The sequence below is a fragment of the Rhodococcus sp. 06-235-1A genome (genome assembly GCF_002258785.1).
GTDB lineage: Bacteria > Actinomycetota > Actinomycetes > Mycobacteriales > Mycobacteriaceae > Rhodococcoides.
Genome location: NZ_NOYI01000021.1, coordinates 297,276 through 319,728, shown reverse-complemented (window position 1 = coordinate 319,728; position 22,453 = coordinate 297,276). Strand labels below are relative to the sequence as shown.

The window sequence follows — 22,453 nt, the reverse complement described above, 5'->3', positions numbered from 1 at the left end:
CGCTACACCCCCACTGTTTGCTCCAACAAGACCGACCGAGATGGCTTCCCGTCCAAGGATAGGATGAGATCGGCGATGAACTGCACCAATTCGACGTCGCGTACGCGCGCCGCCCCCACGCCGCCACCCTCGACGCGCGGCAGTGGCAACTGCACCACTCCGGTCGTCGCCCGGTAGGTGGCGCTGGGATACAGCCGCTTGAGGCGGATCTGCTTGGAATCGGGCAGGTCCATCGGAGCCAATTTCACCTGCGTGCCGGCTACATTGACGTCGGTCAAGCCGTACTCCTTGGCGATCAGACGCAGCTTCGCGATGGAGACCAGCCGGCCCACCTCCTCCGGCAACGGGCCGTATCGATCGACGAGTTCGTCGATGACGGCATCGATGCCTGCGGAATCGGCTGCAGCAGCGAGCTTTCGGTAACCCTCGAGACGCAACCGATCGCTGGTGACGTAGTCGGGTGGAATATTGGCGTCGACGGGTAGGTCGATGCGCACTTCCTTGGGTGCCTCGTCTGTGGTGATGGGCTTGCCGTCGGCGGCCGCGCGGTACGCCTCGACCGCTTCGCCGACGAGCCGCACGTACAGGTCGAATCCGACGCCTGCGACGTGACCGGACTGCTCAGCGCCCAGAACATTTCCGGCACCACGGATTTCGAGGTCCTTCATCGCCACGGCCATGCCGGCACCGAGATCGGAGTTCTGCGAGATGGTCGCCAGCCGGTCGTAGGCGGTCTCGGTGAGCGGCTTCTCCGGCGGATACAGGAAGTACGCGTACCCACGCTCGCGGCTACGGCCCACTCGGCCTCGGAGCTGGTGCAACTGCGACAGGCCGAGCGAATCGGACCGCTCGACTATCAGCGTGTTGGCATTGGAGATGTCGAGGCCCGTCTCGATGATCGTGGTGCACACCAGCACGTCGGTCTCGCGCTGCCAGAACCCCTGCACGGTGCGCTCGAGTGTTTCCTCGTTCATCTGACCGTGCGCCGTCGCCACCCGCGCCTCGGGAACCAGATCGCGAATCTTTTTGGCGGCCTTGTCGATCGAGCTGACGCGGTTGTGCACGAAGAACACCTGGCCGTCGCGCAGCAGCTCACGCCTGATGGCCGCGGCGACCTGCTTGTCGTTGTATGCCCCGACGTACGTGAGTACCGGGTGACGCTCCTCGGGCGGGGTGAGGATGGTCGACATCTCACGGATTCCGGCGAGGCTCATCTCGAGGGTTCGCGGAATCGGCGTCGCCGACATCGTCAGCACGTCGACGTGGGTTCGGAGCGACTTGATGTGCTCCTTGTGCTCGACGCCGAAGCGCTGCTCCTCGTCGACGATGACCAGACCGAGGTCCTTCCAAGCGACGCCGGTCTGCAGCAACCGGTGCGTACCGACGACGATGTCGACCGTACCGTCGGCCAGCCCGGCCATGACCTCCTTGGATTCGGAGCCGTGGGTGAAGCGGGAGAGCCCCTTCACCGTCACCGGGAACGACGCCATCCGTGCGGTGAAGGTCTGCAGATGCTGTTGCGCCAGAAGCGTTGTCGGCACCAGCACGGCGACCTGCTTGCCGTCCTGTACCGCCTTGAACGCGGCGCGCACCGCGATCTCGGTCTTGCCGTAGCCGACGTCGCCGAGAATGACGCGGTCCATCGGAACAGCCTTCTCCATGTCGGCCTTGACGTCGGTGATGGCCGTCATCTGGTCGACCGTCTCGGTGAAGCCGAACGCATCTTCCATTTCGAGCTGCCACGGAGTGTCGGGTCCGAAAGCGTGCCCGGGCGCTGCCTGGCGAGCGGCGTACAGCTGCACGAGTTCGCCGGCGATCTCGCGAACTGCCTTGCGCGCCTTGCGTTTGGTATTGGCCCAGTCGGATCCGCCGAGCTTGCTCAGAGACGGCAGCTCGCCGCCGACGTAACGCGAGAGCTGATCGAGCGAGTCCATCGGGACGAAGAGTCGGTCGCCTGGATGGCCCCGCTTGCTGGGCGCGTACTCCACGACGAGGTATTCGCGCCGGGCACCGCCGATGGTGCGTTCGACCATCTCGACGAATCGACCGATTCCGTGCTGATCGTGCACGACGCTGTCGCCGGCGACGAGTGCGAGCGGATCGACCTGATTGCGACGCTTCGCCGGGAGCTTGCGGCCCTCACCTGCTGCGGCCACGCGGTTGCCGGTCAGATCGCTTTCGGTGACGACCACGAGTTTCGCGTCGGGAAACACCAGGCCGTCGTGCAGCGATCCGCACAGGACGTTGACGACGTCCGTGACCGGGACCGCACCGGAATCGAGATGTGCCGCAGGCACTTCGGCCTCGGCGAGGCGTTCGATGATGCGGGTGGCGGTGCCGGCACCGGCGACGGAGATGACTGCGCGACCACCGGTGGCGATGTGCGCCCGCAGCGTGGCGAACAGGGCCGTGAGAGCCTCTTCGGATCCCCGGACCTCCGGGACCGAGTCGACAGCGAGTTCGACTTCCTCGCCGTTACCGGAGGCGAGCGGGCTGATGGTCCACCACGGGCGGCCGTGCACCTGCGCGGATTCGCGAACCTGCCGCAGCGACCGATACGCCGAGGCCCCGAGATCGAGGGACGCGCCTTCGAGACTGGAGGTGTCGAGGGTGGACGTGTCCAGCGGCGCTGCTCCGCCGATCGAGGCAGCCGTCCAGGATGCTTCGAGGAATTCCTGGCCCGTGCGCACCAGATCGGTTGCGCGCGTGCGGATTCGCTCGGGGTCACACAGCAGTACGTGTGTTCCTGCGGGGAGGGTGTCGGCGAGCAACTGCAACTCGCCCGGCTGCAACAGCGGCAGCAATGCCTCCATACCCTCCACGGGGACTCCCGCGGAGATCTTGTCGAGCATCTCGACCAGTGCGGTGTCGCCCGCATTGTCGGCAGCGAGTATCGCGGCGCGGTCGCGGACTTCCTGGGTGAGGAGCAACTCGCGGCACGGCGGAGCGATGACGAGATCGACCTCGTGATCGGGCAGTGAACGCTGATCGGAGACCGCGAACGCGCGGAGCTCGGTGATCTCGTCGCCCCAGAATTCCACGCGCACCGGGTGATCTGACGTCGGCGAGAACAGGTCGAGGATTCCGCCGCGGACGGCGAACTCACCGCGCTTGCCGACCATGTCCACGCGTAGGTATCCGAACTCGACGAGTCGGTGGATCAAGCCGTCGAAGTCGATGTCGAGCCCGACCTTCAGGGTCACGGGTTCGATCTCGCCGAGACCGGGTGCCATCGGCTGCACCAGCGAGCGGACGGTGGTGACGATGACGCGCAGAGGATCGCCGTAATCGGTGTCGCCGGGACGAGCGAGCCGGCGGAGTACGTCCAGTCGCTTGCCGACGGTGTCGGCGCTCGGCGAGAGTCGCTCGTGCGGAAGCGTCTCCCACGACGGGAACATCACGACGCCACCGCCGAGGATCTGGCGGAGTTCGTCGGTGAGATCGTCCGCTTCACGCCCGGTAGCGGTGACGATCAACAGCTGAGTGTGCTGTGCGATGGCGGCTGCGACGAACGGGCGAACCGAGTGCGGTCCGATGAGCGTGTGCTCGGCGGTTCCGATCGCGTCGGCGACGGCCACCATCGACGAATCCGTCAGCGCAACGCTGGCCAGACCCGAGAGTTGGAGCGCTGCGTCGGGAACGATCGGGGCCGGCCCGGATGGAGAAATGGCTGGCAGAGAATCGGAAGACAACAGCAATGCTCCTACAAGCGATTCGAGGCGACGGCTGCACACGCACAGTCTCGGGCAAGTCTATGGGAGTACACCGGCAACCCGGCAAGCGGGCGAGCGCGGGGTCAGCTCAGAGCCGCGTCGAGCATCGCTGCGAGCGAGTCGGCGGCCGACGCCGAGTCGTACTGCGGGTCGTGCAGGCGTTCGATGACGATCGCATCTATCGCGCCGCCCGTGATGACCGCGAGCGTGCGTGCATCGACACCAGACGTCCCACGCGCACGGACGGCCGCGTCGATGAGGTCGGCCAACGGCCTCCACCGCTGCTCCGGGGTGTGCCCGAGCGCGGAGTTGCCCAGCGCCTCGATGAGCATTCGGGTACGCCCGGGATGGGAGTGGAGGTGGCCGACCATCGAGCGCACGTACGCCCGTGGCCCGTCCTGCGCCCGGACCGCCCCGACTGCAGCCGCGACATCCTCGACGAGCGCATCGAGAACGAATCGGTACGCCGCCTCGACCACCGCGTCCTTCGTTCGGAAGTGGTACAGCACAGCAGCTTTGGTGATTCCCGCACTGTCCGCGATACGAGCGAGGGAGACCTTCGCATACCCGTGCTCGGCGACCGCATCGATCGTCACATCGATCAACTGGGCGCGCCGGGTGCGCTCGATGAAGCTGGGTTCCTTCGTTGCCACGAACGCCAGCCTACCGTACGGTTGAATTACTTACCGATCGGTTAGGAGCCGTGACATGGAAGCTTCACCAACGAAAGTCCAGCGCCGATACCTACGCGTTGTCGGGGTCACGTTGACGATCGGCGTCGTTGCCGTCGCGTTCGCGCTCCGCTCACCGTCACCCGTCGGGCATTGGAACAGCGCGGCGAGCGAGGACCGCTTCCTCGCCGCATACGATCGCGCCTTCGAGGACCTACCCGACCCGGCGGAGACCCTCGACATCAGAACCGACTACGGCATCGTCCGCGTGTACCGGTTCGAGGGCACCGGAACGTCCACCCCACTGTTTCTGCTGCCGGGCCGGTCCTCTGCCACGCCGGTGTGGGCAGCCAACCTGCCCGGCCTGCTGACGATCGGTGACGTCTACACCGTCGACCTGCTCGGCGAACCCGGACGCAGCATCCAGGAACGCCCGATCTCCAGTGACGAGGACCAGGCCACCTGGCTCGATCAGACCCTCGATGCTCTACCCACCGGCCGGGTCCATCTCGTCGGCCTGTCGATCGGCGGGTGGACCGCGGCTAATCTGGCGCTGCACCAGAGCGCACACATCGCCACTCTCACGCTGATCGACCCGGCTCGGGTATTCGCCGACATTCCGTGGGGCACCGCGATCCGCGCCCTACCCGCCGCCGTGCCGTGGCTCCCGAAATCCTGGCGGGACGGCTTCAACTCCTACACAGCCGGCGGCGCAGAGGTGCAGGACGTTCCCATCGCAGACATGATCGAAGCCGGGATGCAGGGCTACTCACTGAAGCTGCCGCAACCGACACGCATCACCGAGGAACAACTCGGGACGCTCGGTATGCCGGTATTGGCCGTCATCGCAGGAAGGTCTGTGATGCACGACGCCACCGACGCCGTCGCCACGGCCGTGGAGGCGCTTCGGAACGGGACCGTGCGCCTCTATCCCGACGCCTCTCATGCGATCAACGGCGAATACCCGGATCGACTCCGAGACGACATCGCGGACTTCGTTGCCAGAAACTCGTGAGTTACGGACCGAAGCGAATGACGCGACGCGCTGCGAACTCGCGGAAGTAGTCCAGTTTGTTGGCGGGCACCAATGCGGGCAGCAGGTAGTACCAGAGCCGCTCCATCCGGGAGGGCAATTCCTCGGTGGTGGAGGTGGCGACCGCAACCATGTGTACGCCGGTGAGGATTTCGAGTACGAGCGAACCGATGGTGCGCGAGTCCGAATTGGGGTCGATGTCGCCCTGCGCGATGGCTTTCGCAGCGAGCCTGTCGAAGGACTCGCTCCACCCGGCCATGACATTGCCTTCGGTGCCCCGATAATCGCCGATCTGATGGCTCAGCCGGAGCATGGCCGAAACCATGGGGTCGCTGACAGAAAGGTCCACGACGATGTAGGAAATGCCGATCGCCGCTTCGAGTGCGGGAATGCGACCGTCGTTGAACTGCGAGCAGGCAGTGGTCAGACGAGTGTTGCCCTCGTCGATGACCGCGCGCGCCAGTTCTTCCTTGGAACCGAAATGGAAGTACAGAGCGCCTTTGGTGACCTGGGACTGAGAGATGATCTCGCTGAGACTCGCGTTCGCGTACCCGAGGCGCAGGAATACATTCGCTGCGCCCGCGAGCACGGTGTCGCGGGTTATCTCAGCGCGGGCCTGCCTGACCATAGGATCCGCCTTCGCGATTCTGTACTGACACTGCGCAAATTACGCCCGAACGGTACCACTGAGTGGCATTACGTCTCATGCCAACATGCATCGGTCCGATTGAGCACTGTGCCGTGAGTGACGCAGCTCTCATGGCCGACAAAGGGGACGATACCCCCTCTTTCACCGCGAAGAGACGAAACGGTGTGCTCATTCCTCGGTCAGTCGAGGGTCCGCCTCCAGATTCGTCAGCCCGTTCCAACACAGGTTGACCACGTGCGCCGCAACCACCTCTTTCGAAGGAGTGCGCACATCGAGCCACCACTGCGCCGTCATCGACACCATTCCGACCAAGGCCTGGGCGTACATCGGCGCGAACTCCGGGTCGAGGCCACGGCGAGAGAAGTCTCCGGCCAGCATGTGTCCGACGCGCCCGATGGCCTCGTTGAGCAGCGACGAGTACTTTCCGTCTTCGGCAGCCGCCGGGGAATCGCGAACGAGAATGCGGAAACCGTCGGTCCGGTCCTCGATGTAGGTCAGCAGTGCCAGAGCGACACGCTCGACGCGAATCCGCGAACGATTGAGGTCGAGCGATTTGGTGATCATGCCGAGCAGCGTCGACATCTCACGATCGACAATGACGGCATAGAGGCCTTCTTTACCGCCGAAATGTTCGTAGACGACCGGCTTGGACACATTGGCGCGTCCGGCGATCTCCTCGACCGACGCGGCCTCGTAGCCGCGTTCGGCGAACAGCGTCCGCCCCACCTCGATCAACTGCTCGCGCCGTTGGGTTCCGGTCATCCGAACCCGGGGTGAGCGTTCTTGCTCCGAGGCTGCGCCTGACATGAAAACCGCTTCCGTAGCCGACCGACTGCGTTCCGACGTCGGAATCGACGTCTCCTTCACCCTAGCGATGCCCGATCCATCCGGTTCGGGTAGCGGGAGTGGAGCCTGCAGGAACGACCAGGATGGACAGGAGCCGGAGCGCATTAAAACGACCCAGCCGGTCTGTTATATATCGCGGTTCGACTCACCACTACCTCTCATGCGAGGATCGTTGCGCTCGGTGGGAGTGCAGTGGCGTCACGAATGCGTCGTTCGGTTCGTAGGGCCACTGACGAAACCACTGGCCGATTATCCGCCGTGGTGTAATGGCAGCACCTCTGATTTTGGTTCAGATAGTTCAGGTTCGAGTCCTGGCGGCGGAGCGAGCAACATCATTCGTGCATACCGTCTTCGCGTTACCGCCTGAGGAGCTCAATGCCTGTGCAGACCGCCGTGGTCGTTCTCGCTGCGGGTGCAGGTACCCGAATGCGGTCGAAGACCCCGAAAGTTCTGCACCCCCTGGCCGGCCGCACGATGCTCGCGCACGCTCTCCACGCGGCCGGTGATCTCGGTCCCGACCACCTGGTGACCGTCGTCGGGCACGATCGCGCACGAGTGACCGACGCCGTCCAGGACCTCGCCGCCACCTTGGGTCGCACCATCCATACCGCCGTCCAGGACCAGCAATTGGGAACCGGGCATGCGGTGCAATGTGGCTTGGCGGCGTTGCCGGACGATTTCGAGGGCACCATCCTTGTCACCGCGGCAGATGTCCCACTGCTCGACGGCCACACTCTCAAAGCCTTGCTCGACGAGCATCTGAGCGCTCCCCGTCCTGCTGCCGCGACGGTTCTGACCTTTCTCCCGGACGACGCCAACGGCTACGGCCGCATCGTGCGCACCGACGACGGCGAAGTGGCCGAGATCGTCGAACACGCCGACGCCACTCCCGCTCAGGTGCTGATCGGTGAGGTCAACTCCGGCGTCTACGCGTTCGATGCTGTTGCCCTGCGCACCGCGCTCGGCAAACTCAGCACCGCGAACGCCCAGCACGAGCTGTACCTGACCGATGTCGTCAAGATCAGCAAGGCCGACGGCAAGGCCGTGTACGGCACCCAGCTGGCCGATCCCGACCTGGTGGTGGGCGTCAACGATCGCGTGCAGTTGGCGCACGTCACGTCGGTACTCAATCGGCACATCATCGAGCGGCACATGCGGGCCGGCGTCACCGTGGTGGACCCGTCGACCACCTGGATCGACATCGACGTCACGTTGGGTGCCGACGTCCGCCTCGAACCCGGTGTCCAGTTGCACGGCAAGACCCACATCGCCGACGACGCGATCGTCGGGCCGGATTCGACCCTGCGTGATGTCGAGATCGGGGAGCGCGCGTCGGTGGTCCGCACGCACGCCGAGCAGGCCGTGATCGGACCGGACGCCACGGTCGGGCCCTTCGCCTACCTTCGTCCGGGTTCCCGAATCGGTGTCGGCTCCAAAATCGGCACGTTCGTGGAGACGAAGAACTCGACCATCGGCGATCACTCCAAAGTCCCCCATCTGACCTACGTCGGTGACGCGACGATCGGTGATCACTCCAATATCGGTGCCTCGAGCGTCTTCGTGAACTACGACGGCGTGAACAAGAGTCGGACAGTCGTGGGTTCACACGTCAGGACGGGCTCGGACAACATGTTCGTGGCCCCCGTTCGAGTGGGCGACGGTGCCTACACCGGAGCCGGCACAGTGCTCCGCAACGATGTACCGCCGGGGGCGCTCGCCGTCTCCGCCGGTTCCCAGCGCAACATCGATGGCTGGGTCGAAGAAAAGCGTCCCGGCACGGCATCAGCAGACGCTGCGGCACGTGCTCGGGCAGCCGAGTCGGCACACGCGTACGAACAAAAGGACGGCGAAGAGCAGTGACCACCCCTAATTGGATCGACAACCAGAAGAACCTGATGTTGTTTTCTGGTCGAGCACATCCGGAGTTGGCCGAGCAGGTCGCCAAGGAACTCGGAATCGACGTCACCCCGCAGACGGCACGTGACTTCGCCAACGGCGAGATCTTCGTTCGCTTCGAGGAGTCGGTCCGCGGCTCGGACGCATTCGTGCTGCAGTCGCACCCGTTCCCGCTCAACACGTGGCTGATGGAACAGCTCATCATGATCGACGCTCTCAAGCGTGGATCGGCCAAGCGCATCACCGCGATCCTGCCGTTCTACCCGTACGCCCGCCAGGACAAGAAGCACCGCGGCCGCGAGCCCATCTCCGCCCGCCTCGTTGCAGATCTGCTCAAGACCGCAGGTGCCGACCGCATCATCACCGTCGACCTGCACACCGATCAGATCCAAGGCTTCTTCGACGGCCCCGTCGACCACATGCACGCGCACAGCCAGCTCGCCGATCACATTCGCGGCAAGTACAGCCTCGAACACATCACCGTCGTCTCCCCCGACTCGGGCCGTGTCCGCGTCGCCGAGAAGTGGGCGGACTCCTTCGGCGGCGCGCCGCTGGCCTTCATCCACAAGACGCGTGATCCGCTGGTGCCCAACCAGGTCAAGTCCAACCGCGTCGTCGGCGAGGTCGAGGGTCGCACCTGCATTCTCATCGACGACATGATCGACACCGGCGGGACCATCGCGGGGGCCGTGAAGGTTCTCAAGGAAGCAGGCGCGGGCGACGTCGTCATCGCCGCGACCCACGGTGTCCTGTCCAACCCGGCCGCCGAACGCCTCGCCAACTGCGGTGCCAAGGAAGTCGTCGTCACCAACACCCTGCCGATCAGCGACGACAAGCGCTTCGCAACCCTGACCGAGCTCTCGATCGCACCGCTGCTGGCCCGCACCATCCGCGAGGTCTTCGAAAACGGTTCGGTCACCAGCCTTTTCAACGGCAGCGCATAACAATAGGTCTGTTTCGCTCGACCGGAACCCGCCCCACCCACTCTCCGTCCGCACTGCATGAACTACGTCACGTCCGTGACCGGAATATGCAGCTCGCGAGACGGGGGTGTGTGGGGCGGGTTTCGTTGTCACCTAAGATGACTCGTCGTGATCGACGCGCACTCTCTCAACGGCCCGGCTGGAACTACTACCGTCAGAATTGCTCGGTGGACGCCGGGCGGGTGCGTCTGGTGCGGTAGCACCGACAGCGTCGAAACCTTCCGGAACGAGCCGCGCTGCGGACTGTGCCGCGAGAAGGAAGCCGTCATCGACGAGGCCAAGCACTTCATCGGAATGTACGGCCTGAGACCCCTGGGGGGAACGCTCGCGTCCGAGGACGACGAGGAGCGCGAGTTCCGCGTCAACGCTCGCGATGCGCGTGAGGTTCTCAACCGGATCCGCCTCGAGAAGCTTCCCGACCCCGCCGCCGTGCGCAAAGCGTTGCGTCCCAGGGCAGCTGCGGCTGTGAACGCGCCTGCGTCGCCGTCGTCGACTCCAGCCAAGGCACCGACCAAGAAGTCGCAGGCCGGTGTCACCGGAATCGACGCCATCGAACTGCAGTCCCGCGTGGAGAAGTTGCTGGGGCAGCTCACCGCAGTGGACGAACAGATCAGCGCGCTCGACGGCGTTCAGGGCCTCCCTGCGCGTGCCCGCATGAAGGACCTGGAGCGTCAGCGGACAACCGTGTTGACGACGCTGGCCGCACTCGAGAAGGCTCGTCGCCGCACCAATTGATCCACGTAGTCTGATCGAGTGCTGCGCAAGCGTTCGATCTCCCGGCAGGTGCTCGACATCGCCTATGCCGTCGTCTTCGTTCTACTGTTGCTGTCGTCCACTCTCAACGGAGTCTCCGGTACCGCAGGCGCGGGCATTCTGGTCGGTTTCGGCGTAGCCCTGGCCGTCCGTCGCCGCTCACCACGCTGGTCGTTGGCGCTCGCCTGGGTGCTTGCGATCGTGCAGATGGTCAGCGGAGTGCTCCCCCTCTCGGCGGACACCGCCATCTTCGCGATTCTGTACTGCTCGGCCGCCTACGGCGATAGCGTGCTTCGACGCGTCGGGCTCGCATCTGCCGTCGGCGGCGGAGTGATCGCGGCGCTGTACATGGCGTACGTGGACGGCAATCCGTTCGGTCCGCCCACGGAAGAGGGCTACCAGGAGCCGCGACTCGCGCAGTTCGCTCTGCTCCTCGCCGGTCTGTGGGCCATGCTGGGATTGTCCTGGGCTCTGGGCCGGCTCGCCTACGCCAGGCGCACCGCCATCGAATCCGCGCACGCGCGCGAGCTCGCCGAGGTGCATCAGGCACGGGCCGAACACGAAGTGGCAATCGAGCAGGAGCGCAACAGAATTGCCCGCGACATGCACGACATCGTGGCGCACTCGCTCGCGGTGGTGATCGCGCAGGCCGACGGGGCACGCTATGTGCGCACCGTGGACCCCGCAGCCGTCGACACCGCACTGACGACCATCTCCGACACCGCCCGCGAAGCTCTGTCCGACGTTCGGGTCCTGCTGGGTCAGCTTCGCCACAGCCAGGGTGATCTACCGACCCCGGGCCCAGGCGATCTGGAGCGTCTGTTCGATCAGATGCGTGCCACCGGATTGAACATCGACTCCTCGATCGACCCCACCGAGGTCTCGTTGGGTGCCGGAACGCACTTGGCGTTGTATCGCATCGCCCAAGAATCGCTGACCAACGCACTGCGGCACGGTGATCCGGACCGGCCGGTGACCGTGACCATCGAATCCGATTCTGCCGGCATCGAACTGACGGTGCGCAACAGCGTGCTCCCCGGGCGTTCGGCCCCCGAATCCTCCGGTCACGGAGTCGCAGGAATGAAGGAACGCGCCGGGCTCTCCGGTGGCACGTACTCCGCATCCGGCGACGACGCGTCATGGACGGTGACGGCATGGTTACCGGCCACCACCCCCTCGACGAAGGGCACCACGTGAATACCGATCGCATCAGAGTTGCGCTGGTCGACGACCAGCAACTGTTCCGGGCGGGCATTCGCATGCTCATCTCCTCGCAGGCCGATCTGGAGTTCGTCGGCGAGGCGGGCAACGGGCGAGAAGCCGTCGAACTCGCCGCGTCCGCAACTCCCGACGTGATGCTCATGGACGTCCGGATGCCGGTGCTCGACGGCATCGCCGCGACCGAGCAGATTCTGGCTGCCTCCGATACTCCTCCGCGCATCCTGGTTCTGACCACGTTCGACCTCGACGAGAGTGCTGCACGGGCAATTCGTTCGGGGGCAAGCGGATTCGTACTCAAGGATGCGGATCCGGAATTTCTGCTTGCCGCGATCCGTACGGTGCACGCGGGTAATTCGGTGATCGCTGCCTCCGCGACGACGGGTTTGCTGGCTCATTTCACGCCGACGCCGGCGGCACCGAAGGTTCCGGACGCCTTCGCCACTCTCACTGCGCGGGAGAAGGAGCTCTTCCGGCTCACTGCCCGCGGGTTGTCCAACTCGGAGATCGCCGAGCTGGAGTACCTGAGCGAGGCGACGGTGAAGACGCACATCAGCCGCATATTCGCCAAGCTGCACCTGCGTGATCGGGTGCAGTTGGTGGTCTATGCGTTCGAGCACGGACTCACCGGAGACTGACACCGAAGTCATCCTGCAGATGTACGACGCGAAGACTCGAGCCTGATTACTCGGGGCCGTTCGATTCATAGCGTTGTGGGCATGACAACAACGCTCCCCCCGGTCGCCCGGGCATTCCAGGTCAGTAAGTATTTCGGCGACTCGTCCAATCCGGTGAGCGCGCTCGACAACGTGTCCCTCGACATTCACGGCGGTCAGTTCACCGCCATCATGGGGCCGTCCGGCTCCGGCAAGTCGACGCTCATGCACGTCATGGCCGGGTTGGACAATGCCAGCGCAGGCCATCTGATGCTGGCCGGCGCAGACATCACCTCGGCGAACGACGACGCTCTGACGACGTTGCGACGCAAGCAGGTCGGCTTCATCTTTCAGTCCTTCAATCTTGTTCCCACTCTCGATGTTCGGGGCAATATCCTGTTGCCCTTCGAGCTCGACGGCCGCGCGCCCACAGCGCAGGAAACGGCCTGGATCGAGCAGCTCATCGACACACTGGGATTGCAGGAGCGGGTGAACCACCGCCCGCATCAGCTCTCGGGTGGGCAGCAGCAGCGCGTTGCCATCGCCCGCGCGCTGGGCACCCGGCCACATCTGATCTTCGCCGACGAGCCGACCGGCAACCTCGATTCCCGTACCGGCCGTGAGGTTCTCGGGCTCCTCGCCGCGGCGGTACGCGAGTACGGCCAGTCGATCGTCATGGTCACCCACGATCCCATCGCGGCCAGTTACGCCGATCGCATCGTATTCCTCGCCGACGGACGCATCGTCGACGAACTGGGCCGTTCGAGCGCGGAACAGATTTCGAGCTACATGCTGGGAATGGAGAGCGTCCGATGAGTGGGTTGACTTCAGCGAGGGCGTCGAAAGAGCACGGTGCCAGCATTCTGGTGACGTCGCTGGCATCGTTCTTCGGTGTAGTGCTGATTCAGGCGACCGCGTTTCTGGTCGATATCTTCGGGGACACCGACGGTGCTGCCGTCACCGCGCTGTACAGCGTGGCGTTGGTGTTCATCGGCTTGGCGTTGTACGTCGCGGCAGTGGTCACCTCGAACACGTTCGCGACGATCGTCGCGGGGCGCACCCGCACCATCGCACTACTTCGTCTGTTGGGAGCCCGCTCTCGTGACCTGCGCCGATCGGTAGCACGCGAGGGCCTTGTCGTCGGATTGTTCGGTGGCGCAGTCGGTATGGTCCTCGGCGTCGGCGCGAGTCACCTGGCGCGGGCCGTTGCGGTCTCGGCCGGTCAGTTGCCGGATGTGCAGTACACATCCGTTCAACCGCTGGTGATTCTTCCGGTCGTGATCGTGGTGCTGACGACGACTGTCGCGTCGTATGTGGGGTCTCGAAAGGTTCTGGACGTCACTCCCGTTCAGGCAACCGGAGGTGCCGTCGACACGGGCGTGGAGGCTCCGCGGTCGCGTCGGATCAGGACCGCGCTCTCGATCGTGCTCATCGCAGGCGGCGTGGCTCTGCTGGGGCTCGGAGTCCTGATCGGGATGGTCAACCCGGGCGGGGTTCTGGTGGCCTTCCTCGGTGGTGTCGCGTCGTTCACCGGAATCATGGTCGGGGCCTACCGCATCGTGCCCGCGACACTGAAACTGGTCGGCAGGCTGTCCGGCCGTGGACCCGCTGCCCGATTGGCGTCCGCCAACGCCATCCGCTATCCGGATCGCAGTACCCGTACCGCGGTGGGACTGTTGATCGGGGTGACGTTGGTGACGACGTTCGCGGTCGCGATGTACAGCTACCGGTCGATGCTCGTCGACGAATACGACGAGGCCACGGTCGGCCAAGTGCTCACTGTGACAGTAGGAATCATGACCGGACTCATCGGCTTCTCCGCGGTCATCGCGGCGGTCGGGATGGTGAACAACCTGCTGCTGAGCATCCTTCAGCGCACCCGCGAAATCGGATTGCTCCGCGCACTCGGATTCACCCGCAAGCAGATTCGAGCGATGATCGTCTCGGAAAGCACTCAGATGGTGGTCGCATCGATGGGCTTCGGGCTGATCCTCGGCATCGTCTACGGCTGGGCCGCAGCACAATCACTGCTGGGTTCCCTGGATTCTCGCGGGCTCACCGCGCCCACCCTGCCGTGGGCGGTCATCGCCGGAACGGTGCTGTGCGGTGGACTCCTCGCACTCGGGGCCTCGTTGACCCCGGCGCGACGTGCCAATCAGATCTCGCCGGTACTCGCCTTGGCGGACGTCTGATCTCGAGGTCCGTAGCGCTCGGCGATTGCCAGGGCCCGGCGGTACAGACCATCGCGCAACGACTGCGGCCCTATGACTTCCGCGTCGGTACCGAGTTGCCACAGAGCCCACTCTGCATGCCGCGCATCCTGGAAGGTCAGGTTCATCCGCAACCGACCGTCACCGTCGAGATCCTCGTCGGTGACGGTCAATGCGGTGTCTACCAGTTCTTTCCGGCGTCTCGTGTCGATGAGCGCCGACACCGTCAGAGGGTCGCCTCCGTTCCTGAATCGGGTACTGCGCTCGTGCCACATCCGGTCGAGATGCACGCTGTCCGGCCGCTGGGCCGGCTCGAGAAGCACCTCGGCGTCCTGCACCCGCGAGAGTCGGTAGGTGCGGTCTTCACCGTCTCGGGTCGCCAGCAGGTAGCTCCGGCTTCGCACTGCGACCAAGCCGACAGGATCCACCGTGCGCCACTGCGCCTCTCGATCCTTCGGCGCGTAGAGGATTCGAAGCCTCTTCCCGTCGAGCACAGCCCTGCGAACGGAAGCCATGACCGCGGCGGGGATCTTCTCGGTGACCGTGCGCCGAGACAGAAGGTCTGTCTCCGGCTCGATCAGTAGCCGGCGAGCGGCTGTACGCGCGGTGTCGTGATGGCCGTCGGGCAACGCGTCCATCACCTTTCGGAGTGCTGACACCACACCGGATCCGAGGCCGAGCGCGTGATCTCCGCCGTTCGATCCCACCGCGGCCAGTAGCGACAGGGTTTCATCGTGGTTGAGGCCCGGAAATTCGGTCTTGAAACCGGGCAGTAGCGCGAACCCTCCCAGCCTGCCGCGTTCGGCGTAGACAGGGACGCCTGCCGTCGACAGAGCATCGATGTCGCGGAGCACGGTACGAGTCGACACTTCCAGTTCGACGGCGAGAGTGTCGGCCGTCATTCGGCCGCGCTGGCGCAACAGAAGCACCAGCGAGACCAACCTGTCCGCACGCATGCGAGGACGGTACCGAAATACACGACAGAGGGTGTCGTGTATTGCTGTCAATCTTGCTTCGTACCGAACGGAAACGAGCGAGACGGAGACGAAAGATGGAAAGAAGTGCAGTCGACCCGGTGAACTGGTCGGTCGCTCTGGGCTTTCACCAGGGCGAACTGGTCACCGGACACACCAGGACTCTCTACTGCTCCGGGCAGACCGCGACGAACGGCGACGGCGCGCCCGTGCACGAGGGAGACATGGAAGCGCAGCTGACGCTGAGTCTCGACAATCTGGACGCAGTGCTGGCCGGGGCCGAGATGACGATTTCGAACGTGGTGAGGCTGGGTGTGTACACCACCGACGTCGAACTCTTGTTCCAGCACTACGGCGTACTCATGGCGAGACTGGGAGCAGCAGGAGTTGCGCCGACCATGACGATGCTGGGGGTGTCCAGGTTGGCAATCCCGGGTCAGATGATCGAGATCGACGCCATCGCCGTGGGCTGACGCCGCTGCTCAGGCTTCGCTGTCGAGTTGCGCCATCTGTGCCCCGGCGTAGCGCTCGCCCGCTACCGCATCTTTCGGCACGGCATTCTCGATCCGCGCCACCTCGTCGGGGGTCAACGAGATTTCCGATGCAGCAATGGTTTCCGTCAATCGCTCGACGGTTCGTGCGCCGACGACGGGCACGATGTCGTCACCACGAGAGAGTGCCCAGGCGATGGCCAGCTGCGCCACGCTGATTCCACGCTCCTCGGCAATGACCGCGAGCATCTCGACGAGTTCGACGTTGCGGGTGAGATTCTCCCCCTGAAATCGGGGACTGTGCGCCCGAAAGTCATTGGCGGCCAGCGCGGTGGGCGCGCGGAACGTGTCGCTCAGCAGCCCACGTGAGAGCACGCCGTACGCCGTGATTCCGACGCCGAGGTCTCGCACGGTATCGAGGATGTCTGCCTCGATGCCGCGCGAGACGATGGAGTATTCGATCTGCAGGTCGCTGATCGGGTGCACCGCCGCGGCACGACGCAGTGTCGCACTTCCGATCTCGGACAAGCCGATGTGCCGCACGTATCCCGCGTCCACCATCTCGGCTATGGCACCGACGGTGTCCTCGATCGGCACCTGTGGATCCAGTCGGGCGGGCCGGTAGATGTCGATGTGATCGACGCCGAGCCGTGCGAGTGTGTAGCCCAGTGAGCTCTTGACGGCGTTCGGCCTGCCGTCGAATCCGAGCCAGCTTCCGTCGGGTCCTCGGAGTGCGCCGAACTTCACCGACAGCACTACCTCGTCGCGGTTGCGCTCATTCAATGCCCGACCGATGAGCATTTCGTTGTGGCCGGCACCGTAGAAGTCCCCTGTATCGACCAGGTCGACGCCGCCGTCGATCGCGGCGTGGATGGTGCGGATCGATTCGTCGTCGCTGGATTTGCCGTATGCACCGGACATACCCATCGCGCCGAGGCCGATACGCGAGACGGTGGGTCCGGACTTTCCCAGTTGTGTTCTGTTCATGTAGTCCACTGTGTGCTCTCGACGAGAATTGCGGCAGAGAGCAGTTGTCGGAGGACTGCCGATCCCTGGTTCGAGTCGGCGATTCGGCGCACACTGACCGAGTGGAACGTGACGAACTGGCCGACTTCCTCCGACGACGTCGGGCGCTGCTGACGCCCGAGGACGTCGGTGTCTCACCGGGTCCGCGACGCCGCACACCCGGGCTCCGCCGCGACGAAGTGGCACTGCTGGCCGGGATGTCCACCGATTACTACACCCGCCTCGAGCAGCGGCGCGGACCGCATCCGTCCACGCAGATTCTCGGTTCGCTCGCCCGCGCGCTGAGATTGGACGACGACGAGCGCGACCATCTCTTCATCCTCGCCGGCCAGGCACCGCCCACTCGTGTCGGCGCGGACAAGCACGTCGGGCCCGGCCTGATGCATCTGCTGACCAAGCTCGACGACACGCCGGCCTGCGTCGTGACAGACCTCGGTGAGATCGTCGCGCACAACGCGATGTACCTCGCGCTGGCCGAGGACCCGCGCAGGTACACCGGGCTCGACAAGTACGTGGTGTGGCGATGGTTCACCGATCCCGGCACGCGCCGGAACTTCGTACCTGCGGACTGGGATCGGATGGGCCACAAACACGTAGCCGATCTCCGAGCAGTGTCGGCCAGGCGAGCAGGCGATCCTGAGGTCGCGGTACTGGTCGAGCGTCTACGCGCCGCCAGTACCGAGTTCGAGACGATTTGGAGCGAGCACCGAGTCGCATACAAGACGTCGGCGTCCAAGCGATTCGTGCACCCCGAACTCGGCGTGATCGCCGTCCACTGCGAGACCCTCGTGACCCAGAAGGAGGGGCAACATCTCCTGGTCTATTCGCCGCAGCCGGGAACCGATGCCCGCGAGAAATTGAATCTGCTGGGCGTCATCGGTACTCAGCACCTGGGCGTCACTGCCTCCGAGTAGTCGAGGGCTCGTTCACACTCGACCCGCCAGGATGAGCGCGAAGCGGGATTCCGCGTCGGACCACAGGTGCTCGACGTCGAATCCCGCTGCCGCCAGTTCGTCTTCAATGCCCTCCGGTCGGAATTTCGCCGAGATCTCGGTGCGCAGTTCTTCGCCTGCATCGAAGTGGACGTGCAGATCGAGGTCTGCGACATACACCTCCTGCGCCGACGTGGCCCGCAGCCGCATCTCGATCCACTCCTGCTCGGCATTCCACAGCGCAACGTGATCGAACGCATCTGGATCGAAGTTGCCACCCAGGCGAGAGTTGATCACCGACAGCACGTTTCGGTTGAACTGCGCCGTCACCCCTGCCGCGTCGTCGTATGCCGGGACCAACACGTCCGGGTCGATGACCAGTCCGACACCGAGGAGCAAGTGCTCGCCCGGATCGAGCGCGTCGGCGATCGCCTTCAGAAAGTCCTCGCGCTCCTCGGGGATGAGGTTGCCCAGGGTGCCACCGAGAAACGCGATGGTGCGCGCGCCCCCACCGGGCAGATTGTGCAGAGTATCGGTGAAGTCGCTGACGATGCCGTGGACCTCGAGGGCGGGGAACTCCTGCGCGATCTGCTCGATGGCCCCCTCGAGAGCGGTGACGGATACATCCTGCGGCACGTACGTTTTCAGCGATCCGTGCTTGATCCCGGCGGACAGCAGCAACTTCGTTTTTTCCGACGAACCCGAACCGAGTTCGATCAACATGGTGGATTCGGTGGACTCGGCGATGTCCAGAGCATGCTCTTCGAGAAGGGCACGTTCGGTGCGCGTCGGGTAGTACTCCGGCAGCTCGGTGATCCGCTCGAACAGCTCGCTGCCCACGGCGTCGTAGAAGTACTTGGGCGAGAGCCACTTCGGGGTGGATGTCAATCCGTCCCGAACGTCCTTGCGTAGCTCGTCCACCAGTGCCGTGTCTGCGAGGTGTACCTCGACAGTGCTCATGTGTGCTCCTCTTCGTCGAGACGGGAAACGGTGAACTCCGATGCCGTGGCGACGACGAGACTGCGGTCGTCGATGGGCGTCCAATCGGAACTGTCGTCCGTGGGTTCGGACGCAATGGTGACGGCGTCACCTGAACTGCGGACGGACAAAGCGTGATGCACTGCGGTGGCGTACAGGTTCTCCCCGTCGCCGAGCAGGAAATTGAGCCTGGATCCCGGTGCGCGCGCCTCGATACGCCGAACCAGCGTGGCCAGGGCCACCGCCGGCTCCAGCGTTACGAGCAACTGTCGCAACACCGTCCAGACCGCGGCCGCGTCGGTCGGAGCCGGCAACGTGAGCGCATCCACGGGCGGCACCTCGGACCACAAATCGGTCAGCGAATGGGGCCAGCCGCGGACCACACCGTTGTGACTGAACGCCCAGCGACCGTCGGTGAACGGCGCGCAGGCCGACCGTTCCACCGGCATCCCCACCGTGGCCGATCGCACCGCCGCGATCACCGACGTCGAGTCGAGCTGCGGCAGAACATCATCGACCGCCGCGTCGGTCCAGATGGGCATGGGATTGCGGTAGCTGCGCACCGAACCGTCCTGCCACCAGGCGACGCCGAAGCCGTCGGCATTGATGGTCCCCCCACCGCGCATGTCGTTGGGAGCATACGACTGCACACGCAGACTGTGATCGCCACCGGTCAGCACTCCCCCGACGGACGTGCGAGGACCGAGATAGCCGAGGTGTCGGCACATTCAGCTGGGCTCGACGCCACGGGCCAACCGGAACCCACTGAAGATCTGCCGGCGGATCGGGTGGTCCCAGTTGCGGAACGTGCCTCGGCACGCCACCTCGTCGGTGCCGAACGAGCCGCCGCGCAACACCTTGTAGTCGCCACGGAGAAACACCTCGGAGTACTCGGCATAGGGGAACGCCTCGAAGCCGGGATACGGCTCGAAATCCGAGGACGTCCATTCCCACACGTCACCGATGAGCTGGTGCACGCCGGCAGAGGAGGCACCGTCGGGATACGCGCCGACGTCTGCCGGTTCCAGATGTCGCTGATTCAGATTGGCGTGTGCCGCAGTGGGTTCGGCGTCACCCCACGGGTACGCGCGACTGGTGCTCGTCTCGACGTCGAAGCGCGCGGCCTTCTCCCACTCGGCCTCCGTCGGCAGACGCTTACCGGCCCAGCGGGCGTAGGCATCCGCCTCGAACCAGCTGACGTGCACCACGGGCTGATGCGGACGCACCGGCTTGCGCACACCGAAGCTCCGACGCCACCAGGTGCCGTCGGAATCGGACTCCCAGAACTGCGGAGAGGTCAGGTTCGCGTCGACGCGGTGCTGCCAGCCCTTCTCGGTCCACAGTTCACGACGGTCGTAGCCACCGGCGGCGATGAAATTCATGAACTGCGCGTTGGTGATCGGGGCTCGGTCGATGGCGAAGGCCGGTACGTGCACGGTATGAGCCGGGCGCTCGTTGTCGAGGGCCCACGGGTCGAGCGAGGTCCCCATCGAGAACGGCCCGCCGGCGATCACGACCTCACCCGACACCGGAATCGTGGAGTCAGGTGGAGCAGGAGCCGTCAAAACTGCAGGCCCCGAACGTAGTTGATGGGTCGCGAGCATGGTTTCGTCGTGCTGTTGTTCGTGCTGGGCAATCATTCCGAAAGCAAAACCGTGCTTCTCGACGGGCCTACCCTGAAATGTGCTGTGATCCAACACGTCCCAGGCCTTGTCGCGGACGGTCTGCACGTAGGCGCGCGCCTCCTCGGGAGTGAGCAGCGGAAGCGAGGTGCGCGAGGAACGGGAGTGCTTGAATGCGTCGTACAGCTCGTCGATATCGGGACGCACGGGATCACGACCACCGACGTCGCGGACGAGCCAGAGCTCTTCCTGGCTGCCGATGTGCGCGAGATCCCAGACCAGTGGACTCATGAGCGGCGGATGCTGCGCCATCAGTTCTGTCTCGTCCACACAATCGGTGAGTGCTGCACTACGGGCGCGGCTGCGAGTGAGGACCGTTTCGATCCTGCTCCTGAGTTGTTCGGCGCTCACACCGATTCCTTTCGAGTCTGAAATGCTCTTGTCGCCGTGTCGAACTCGCTGGGGGGCTCACCGGCACTGCACCGGCGAGATGCGGCCGACAGGTACTCGGAGAACTCGCCACCCACGTCCGCTGCAAGGTCGAGCAATTCGGTTGCAGCCGTGCGCAGACCGCGATCGGTCAGTCCGATGCGAGCAGCATCGAGCCACTGTTCGGCCGTTCCGGCACCGATCTCGGTGGCGCGGGCCACCAGCTCGGGGGTGGACAGCAGTGCCTCGAACGCAGCCGCAGGAACCACCCACTGGCCGTCCGGTTGAGCGTCGAGATAGCGAATCTCGAAGTACCCGGAGGCTCGCACCCGAGGGAACAACGTGGTCAGGTGATAGTCGAGATCGCCGTGAGTGGGTGCACGTCCGACGACGCCCGGATCGTCCAACCAGTGAGCGAACGTGGTGCCCGCAGGCGCTTCCCAGTTCTGGGTGACGCCTTGGATGCAGAGCAGCGGAACGTCGAGTGCCCAGCGTGCGTAGTCTGCAATCGGATCGCCGGTGTTCGGTACCACAGTTCTATTGGAATCGGTTCTGCTGGAGTCGAGTTCGAGCCAGGTTCGCATCCGCTGCGAGGCCCAGTCTCCCGCAGGTGCACCGGCGAGTTCGGGAGAGCGGGCGAACGCGGCCACGAATGCAGGACCGATGACGTGCAGCATGTGCCAGCGCGCAGCAACCTCGGCGCGGTCACGGCCGGCGTCGACGCTCACCTGAGCGGCGGCGGTGTTGCACATCATCAGCTTGCCGAAGGGGCCGATGGTGGTGAACCGATTCTCCATCGCGCAGTACCGCGGGAGGACGAGTAGGCGTTCGGGTGCCCGAGAAGTATCGGCCGGGACGGATGCGATCGCGATGCCGGCATTACCGAGAATGTGTCTGAGGTGCCGCGCATCGCCGTCGAGCATCGGCGCGAACTCCGAAACGGATCTATAAGGCGAACTGGACAATTCGACTTGGCCGCCGGGTTCGACGGTGACGATGCTTCCGCCCGGCAACGACAGGGCGGGTGACTCGGGATCGATACTGCGCGGGGAGTGGACACCGAGCGCAGCAGCCAGAGTCGAGAGGGCGGGACGCGTTCCGTCGTCGAGGGCGGTGAGCCATTCGAGTTCGGCACCGATCAACGCCGGTGGCCCCAGCTTGAAACACACCTTCGACACGTATGCCTCCGCTGCCGGGCGCGAGCTCAGCTCGAGAGACTTCTCGTTGGACGACACTCATTCCTTCTTTCCGCACTCAACACGTTCTTCGCTACCGAACGTACCCAGCTGCGGGGATCGAAAACGCCGCGATCCCGCGTCTTGTCGAGGCTACCGATTGTGGAACTCTGATGCCCGAGAGTTCGCAACCGAAAG

Annotated in this window: 20 protein-coding genes and 1 tRNA gene; 11 read left to right on the top strand and 10 right to left on the bottom strand. The window is 64.7% G+C overall.

Annotation, left to right across the window (positions count from 1 at the left end; all coding sequences use genetic code 11):
- Positions 1-2: 2 nt before the first annotated feature.
- Together mfd and CH275_RS20605 are read right to left on the bottom strand one after the other, a co-directional pair.
- Complete coding sequence (gene mfd, locus CH275_RS20610) at positions 3-3,581, bottom strand: transcription-repair coupling factor (RefSeq protein ID WP_256991158.1); 3,579 nt, start codon at positions 3,579-3,581, stop codon at positions 3-5.
- A gap of 215 nt (positions 3,582-3,796) precedes the next feature.
- On the bottom strand, positions 3,797-4,366 hold the full coding sequence (locus CH275_RS20605) for a TetR/AcrR family transcriptional regulator (RefSeq protein WP_094680098.1): 570 nt from the start codon (positions 4,364-4,366) through the stop codon (positions 3,797-3,799).
- A gap of 55 nt (positions 4,367-4,421) precedes the next feature.
- Here CH275_RS20605 and CH275_RS20600 point away from each other — a divergent pair, with 55 nt between their 5' ends.
- Positions 4,422-5,399: an alpha/beta fold hydrolase gene (locus CH275_RS20600; RefSeq protein WP_094680097.1), complete on the top strand. Its 978-nt coding sequence runs from the start codon at positions 4,422-4,424 to the stop codon at positions 5,397-5,399.
- A gap of 1 nt (position 5,400) precedes the next feature.
- Here CH275_RS20600 and CH275_RS20595 read toward each other — a convergent pair whose 3' ends face one another.
- Positions 5,401-6,045 (bottom strand): ScbR family autoregulator-binding transcription factor, encoded by a 645-nt coding sequence (locus CH275_RS20595; protein WP_032377254.1) that lies wholly within the window; start codon positions 6,043-6,045, stop codon positions 5,401-5,403.
- Between the two features lie 189 nt (positions 6,046-6,234).
- A complete protein-coding gene (locus CH275_RS20590) occupies positions 6,235-6,873 on the bottom strand; it encodes a TetR/AcrR family transcriptional regulator (RefSeq protein WP_094680315.1) in 639 nt (212 codons plus the stop codon).
- Between the two features lie 291 nt (positions 6,874-7,164).
- Between CH275_RS20590 and CH275_RS20585 the strand changes: the two genes are divergently transcribed.
- The 8 genes from CH275_RS20585 to CH275_RS20550 all read left to right on the top strand — a co-directional run bounded on the left by CH275_RS20585 (position 7,165) and on the right by CH275_RS20550 (position 14,610).
- Positions 7,165-7,235, top strand: a tRNA-Gln gene (locus tag CH275_RS20585).
- A 52-nt stretch (positions 7,236-7,287) separates the two neighbouring features.
- A complete protein-coding gene (gene glmU / locus CH275_RS20580) occupies positions 7,288-8,772 on the top strand; it encodes a bifunctional UDP-N-acetylglucosamine diphosphorylase/glucosamine-1-phosphate N-acetyltransferase GlmU (protein WP_094680096.1) in 1,485 nt (494 codons plus the stop codon).
- The gene (locus CH275_RS20575) at positions 8,769-9,752 is read left to right on the top strand and encodes a ribose-phosphate diphosphokinase (RefSeq protein WP_094680095.1); all 984 of its coding nucleotides are present in this window, start codon (positions 8,769-8,771) and stop codon (positions 9,750-9,752) included. The genes glmU and CH275_RS20575 overlap by 4 nt, the downstream gene beginning before the upstream one ends.
- A gap of 147 nt (positions 9,753-9,899) precedes the next feature.
- Positions 9,900-10,526 carry a hypothetical protein gene (locus tag CH275_RS20570; RefSeq protein WP_256991132.1) on the top strand — a complete coding sequence of 209 codons (627 nt, stop codon included), beginning with the start codon at positions 9,900-9,902 and terminating at the stop codon, positions 10,524-10,526.
- 18 nt (positions 10,527-10,544) lie between these two features.
- Positions 10,545-11,741 (top strand): sensor histidine kinase, encoded by a 1,197-nt coding sequence (locus CH275_RS20565; RefSeq protein ID WP_094680094.1) that lies wholly within the window; start codon positions 10,545-10,547, stop codon positions 11,739-11,741.
- Positions 11,738-12,400, top strand: coding sequence for a response regulator (locus CH275_RS20560; protein ID WP_179276252.1), 663 nt, complete (start codon positions 11,738-11,740; stop codon positions 12,398-12,400). The genes CH275_RS20565 and CH275_RS20560 overlap by 4 nt, the downstream gene beginning before the upstream one ends.
- 81 nt (positions 12,401-12,481) lie before the next feature.
- Positions 12,482-13,234 (top strand): ABC transporter ATP-binding protein, encoded by a 753-nt coding sequence (locus tag CH275_RS20555; protein ID WP_094680093.1) that lies wholly within the window; start codon positions 12,482-12,484, stop codon positions 13,232-13,234.
- Positions 13,231-14,610 carry an ABC transporter permease gene (locus CH275_RS20550; RefSeq protein WP_094680092.1) on the top strand — a complete coding sequence of 460 codons (1,380 nt, stop codon included), beginning with the start codon at positions 13,231-13,233 and terminating at the stop codon, positions 14,608-14,610. Before CH275_RS20555 ends, CH275_RS20550 begins: the two co-directional genes overlap by 4 nt.
- Here the strand turns inward: CH275_RS20550 and CH275_RS20545 are convergent.
- Positions 14,574-15,584 carry a helix-turn-helix transcriptional regulator gene (locus CH275_RS20545; RefSeq protein WP_094680091.1) on the bottom strand — a complete coding sequence of 337 codons (1,011 nt, stop codon included), beginning with the start codon at positions 15,582-15,584 and terminating at the stop codon, positions 14,574-14,576. The two genes, CH275_RS20550 and CH275_RS20545, sit on opposite strands and share 37 nt — an antisense overlap.
- A gap of 95 nt (positions 15,585-15,679) precedes the next feature.
- Between CH275_RS20545 and CH275_RS20540 the strand changes: the two genes are divergently transcribed.
- The gene (locus tag CH275_RS20540; protein ID WP_094680090.1) at positions 15,680-16,075 is read left to right on the top strand and encodes a RidA family protein; all 396 of its coding nucleotides are present in this window, start codon (positions 15,680-15,682) and stop codon (positions 16,073-16,075) included.
- A 9-nt stretch (positions 16,076-16,084) separates the two neighbouring features.
- Here the strand turns inward: CH275_RS20540 and CH275_RS20535 are convergent, their stop codons facing one another.
- The gene (locus tag CH275_RS20535; RefSeq protein ID WP_094680312.1) at positions 16,085-17,080 is read right to left on the bottom strand and encodes an aldo/keto reductase; all 996 of its coding nucleotides are present in this window, start codon (positions 17,078-17,080) and stop codon (positions 16,085-16,087) included.
- 101 nt (positions 17,081-17,181) lie between these two features.
- Here CH275_RS20535 and CH275_RS20530 point away from each other — a divergent pair, with 101 nt between their 5' ends.
- Complete coding sequence (locus CH275_RS20530; protein WP_094680311.1) at positions 17,182-18,033, top strand: helix-turn-helix transcriptional regulator; 852 nt, start codon at positions 17,182-17,184, stop codon at positions 18,031-18,033.
- 12 nt (positions 18,034-18,045) lie between these two features.
- Here CH275_RS20530 and egtD read toward each other — a convergent pair whose 3' ends face one another.
- The 4 genes from egtD to egtA are packed head-to-tail and all read right to left on the bottom strand — an operon-like array spanning position 18,046 to position 22,315.
- Entirely contained in the window at positions 18,046-19,011 is a 966-nt protein-coding gene (egtD, locus tag CH275_RS20525) for an L-histidine N(alpha)-methyltransferase (RefSeq protein ID WP_094680089.1), read from the bottom strand.
- Positions 19,008-19,757: an ergothioneine biosynthesis protein EgtC gene (gene egtC, locus CH275_RS20520; RefSeq protein ID WP_094680088.1), complete on the bottom strand. Its 750-nt coding sequence runs from the start codon at positions 19,755-19,757 to the stop codon at positions 19,008-19,010. The genes egtD and egtC overlap by 4 nt, the downstream gene beginning before the upstream one ends.
- Complete coding sequence (egtB, locus tag CH275_RS20515) at positions 19,758-21,062, bottom strand: ergothioneine biosynthesis protein EgtB (RefSeq protein ID WP_179276251.1); 1,305 nt, start codon at positions 21,060-21,062, stop codon at positions 19,758-19,760.
- A complete protein-coding gene (gene egtA, locus CH275_RS20510; RefSeq protein ID WP_094680086.1) occupies positions 21,059-22,315 on the bottom strand; it encodes an ergothioneine biosynthesis glutamate--cysteine ligase EgtA in 1,257 nt (418 codons plus the stop codon). The genes egtB and egtA overlap by 4 nt, the downstream gene beginning before the upstream one ends.
- Positions 22,316-22,453 lie beyond the last annotated feature (138 nt).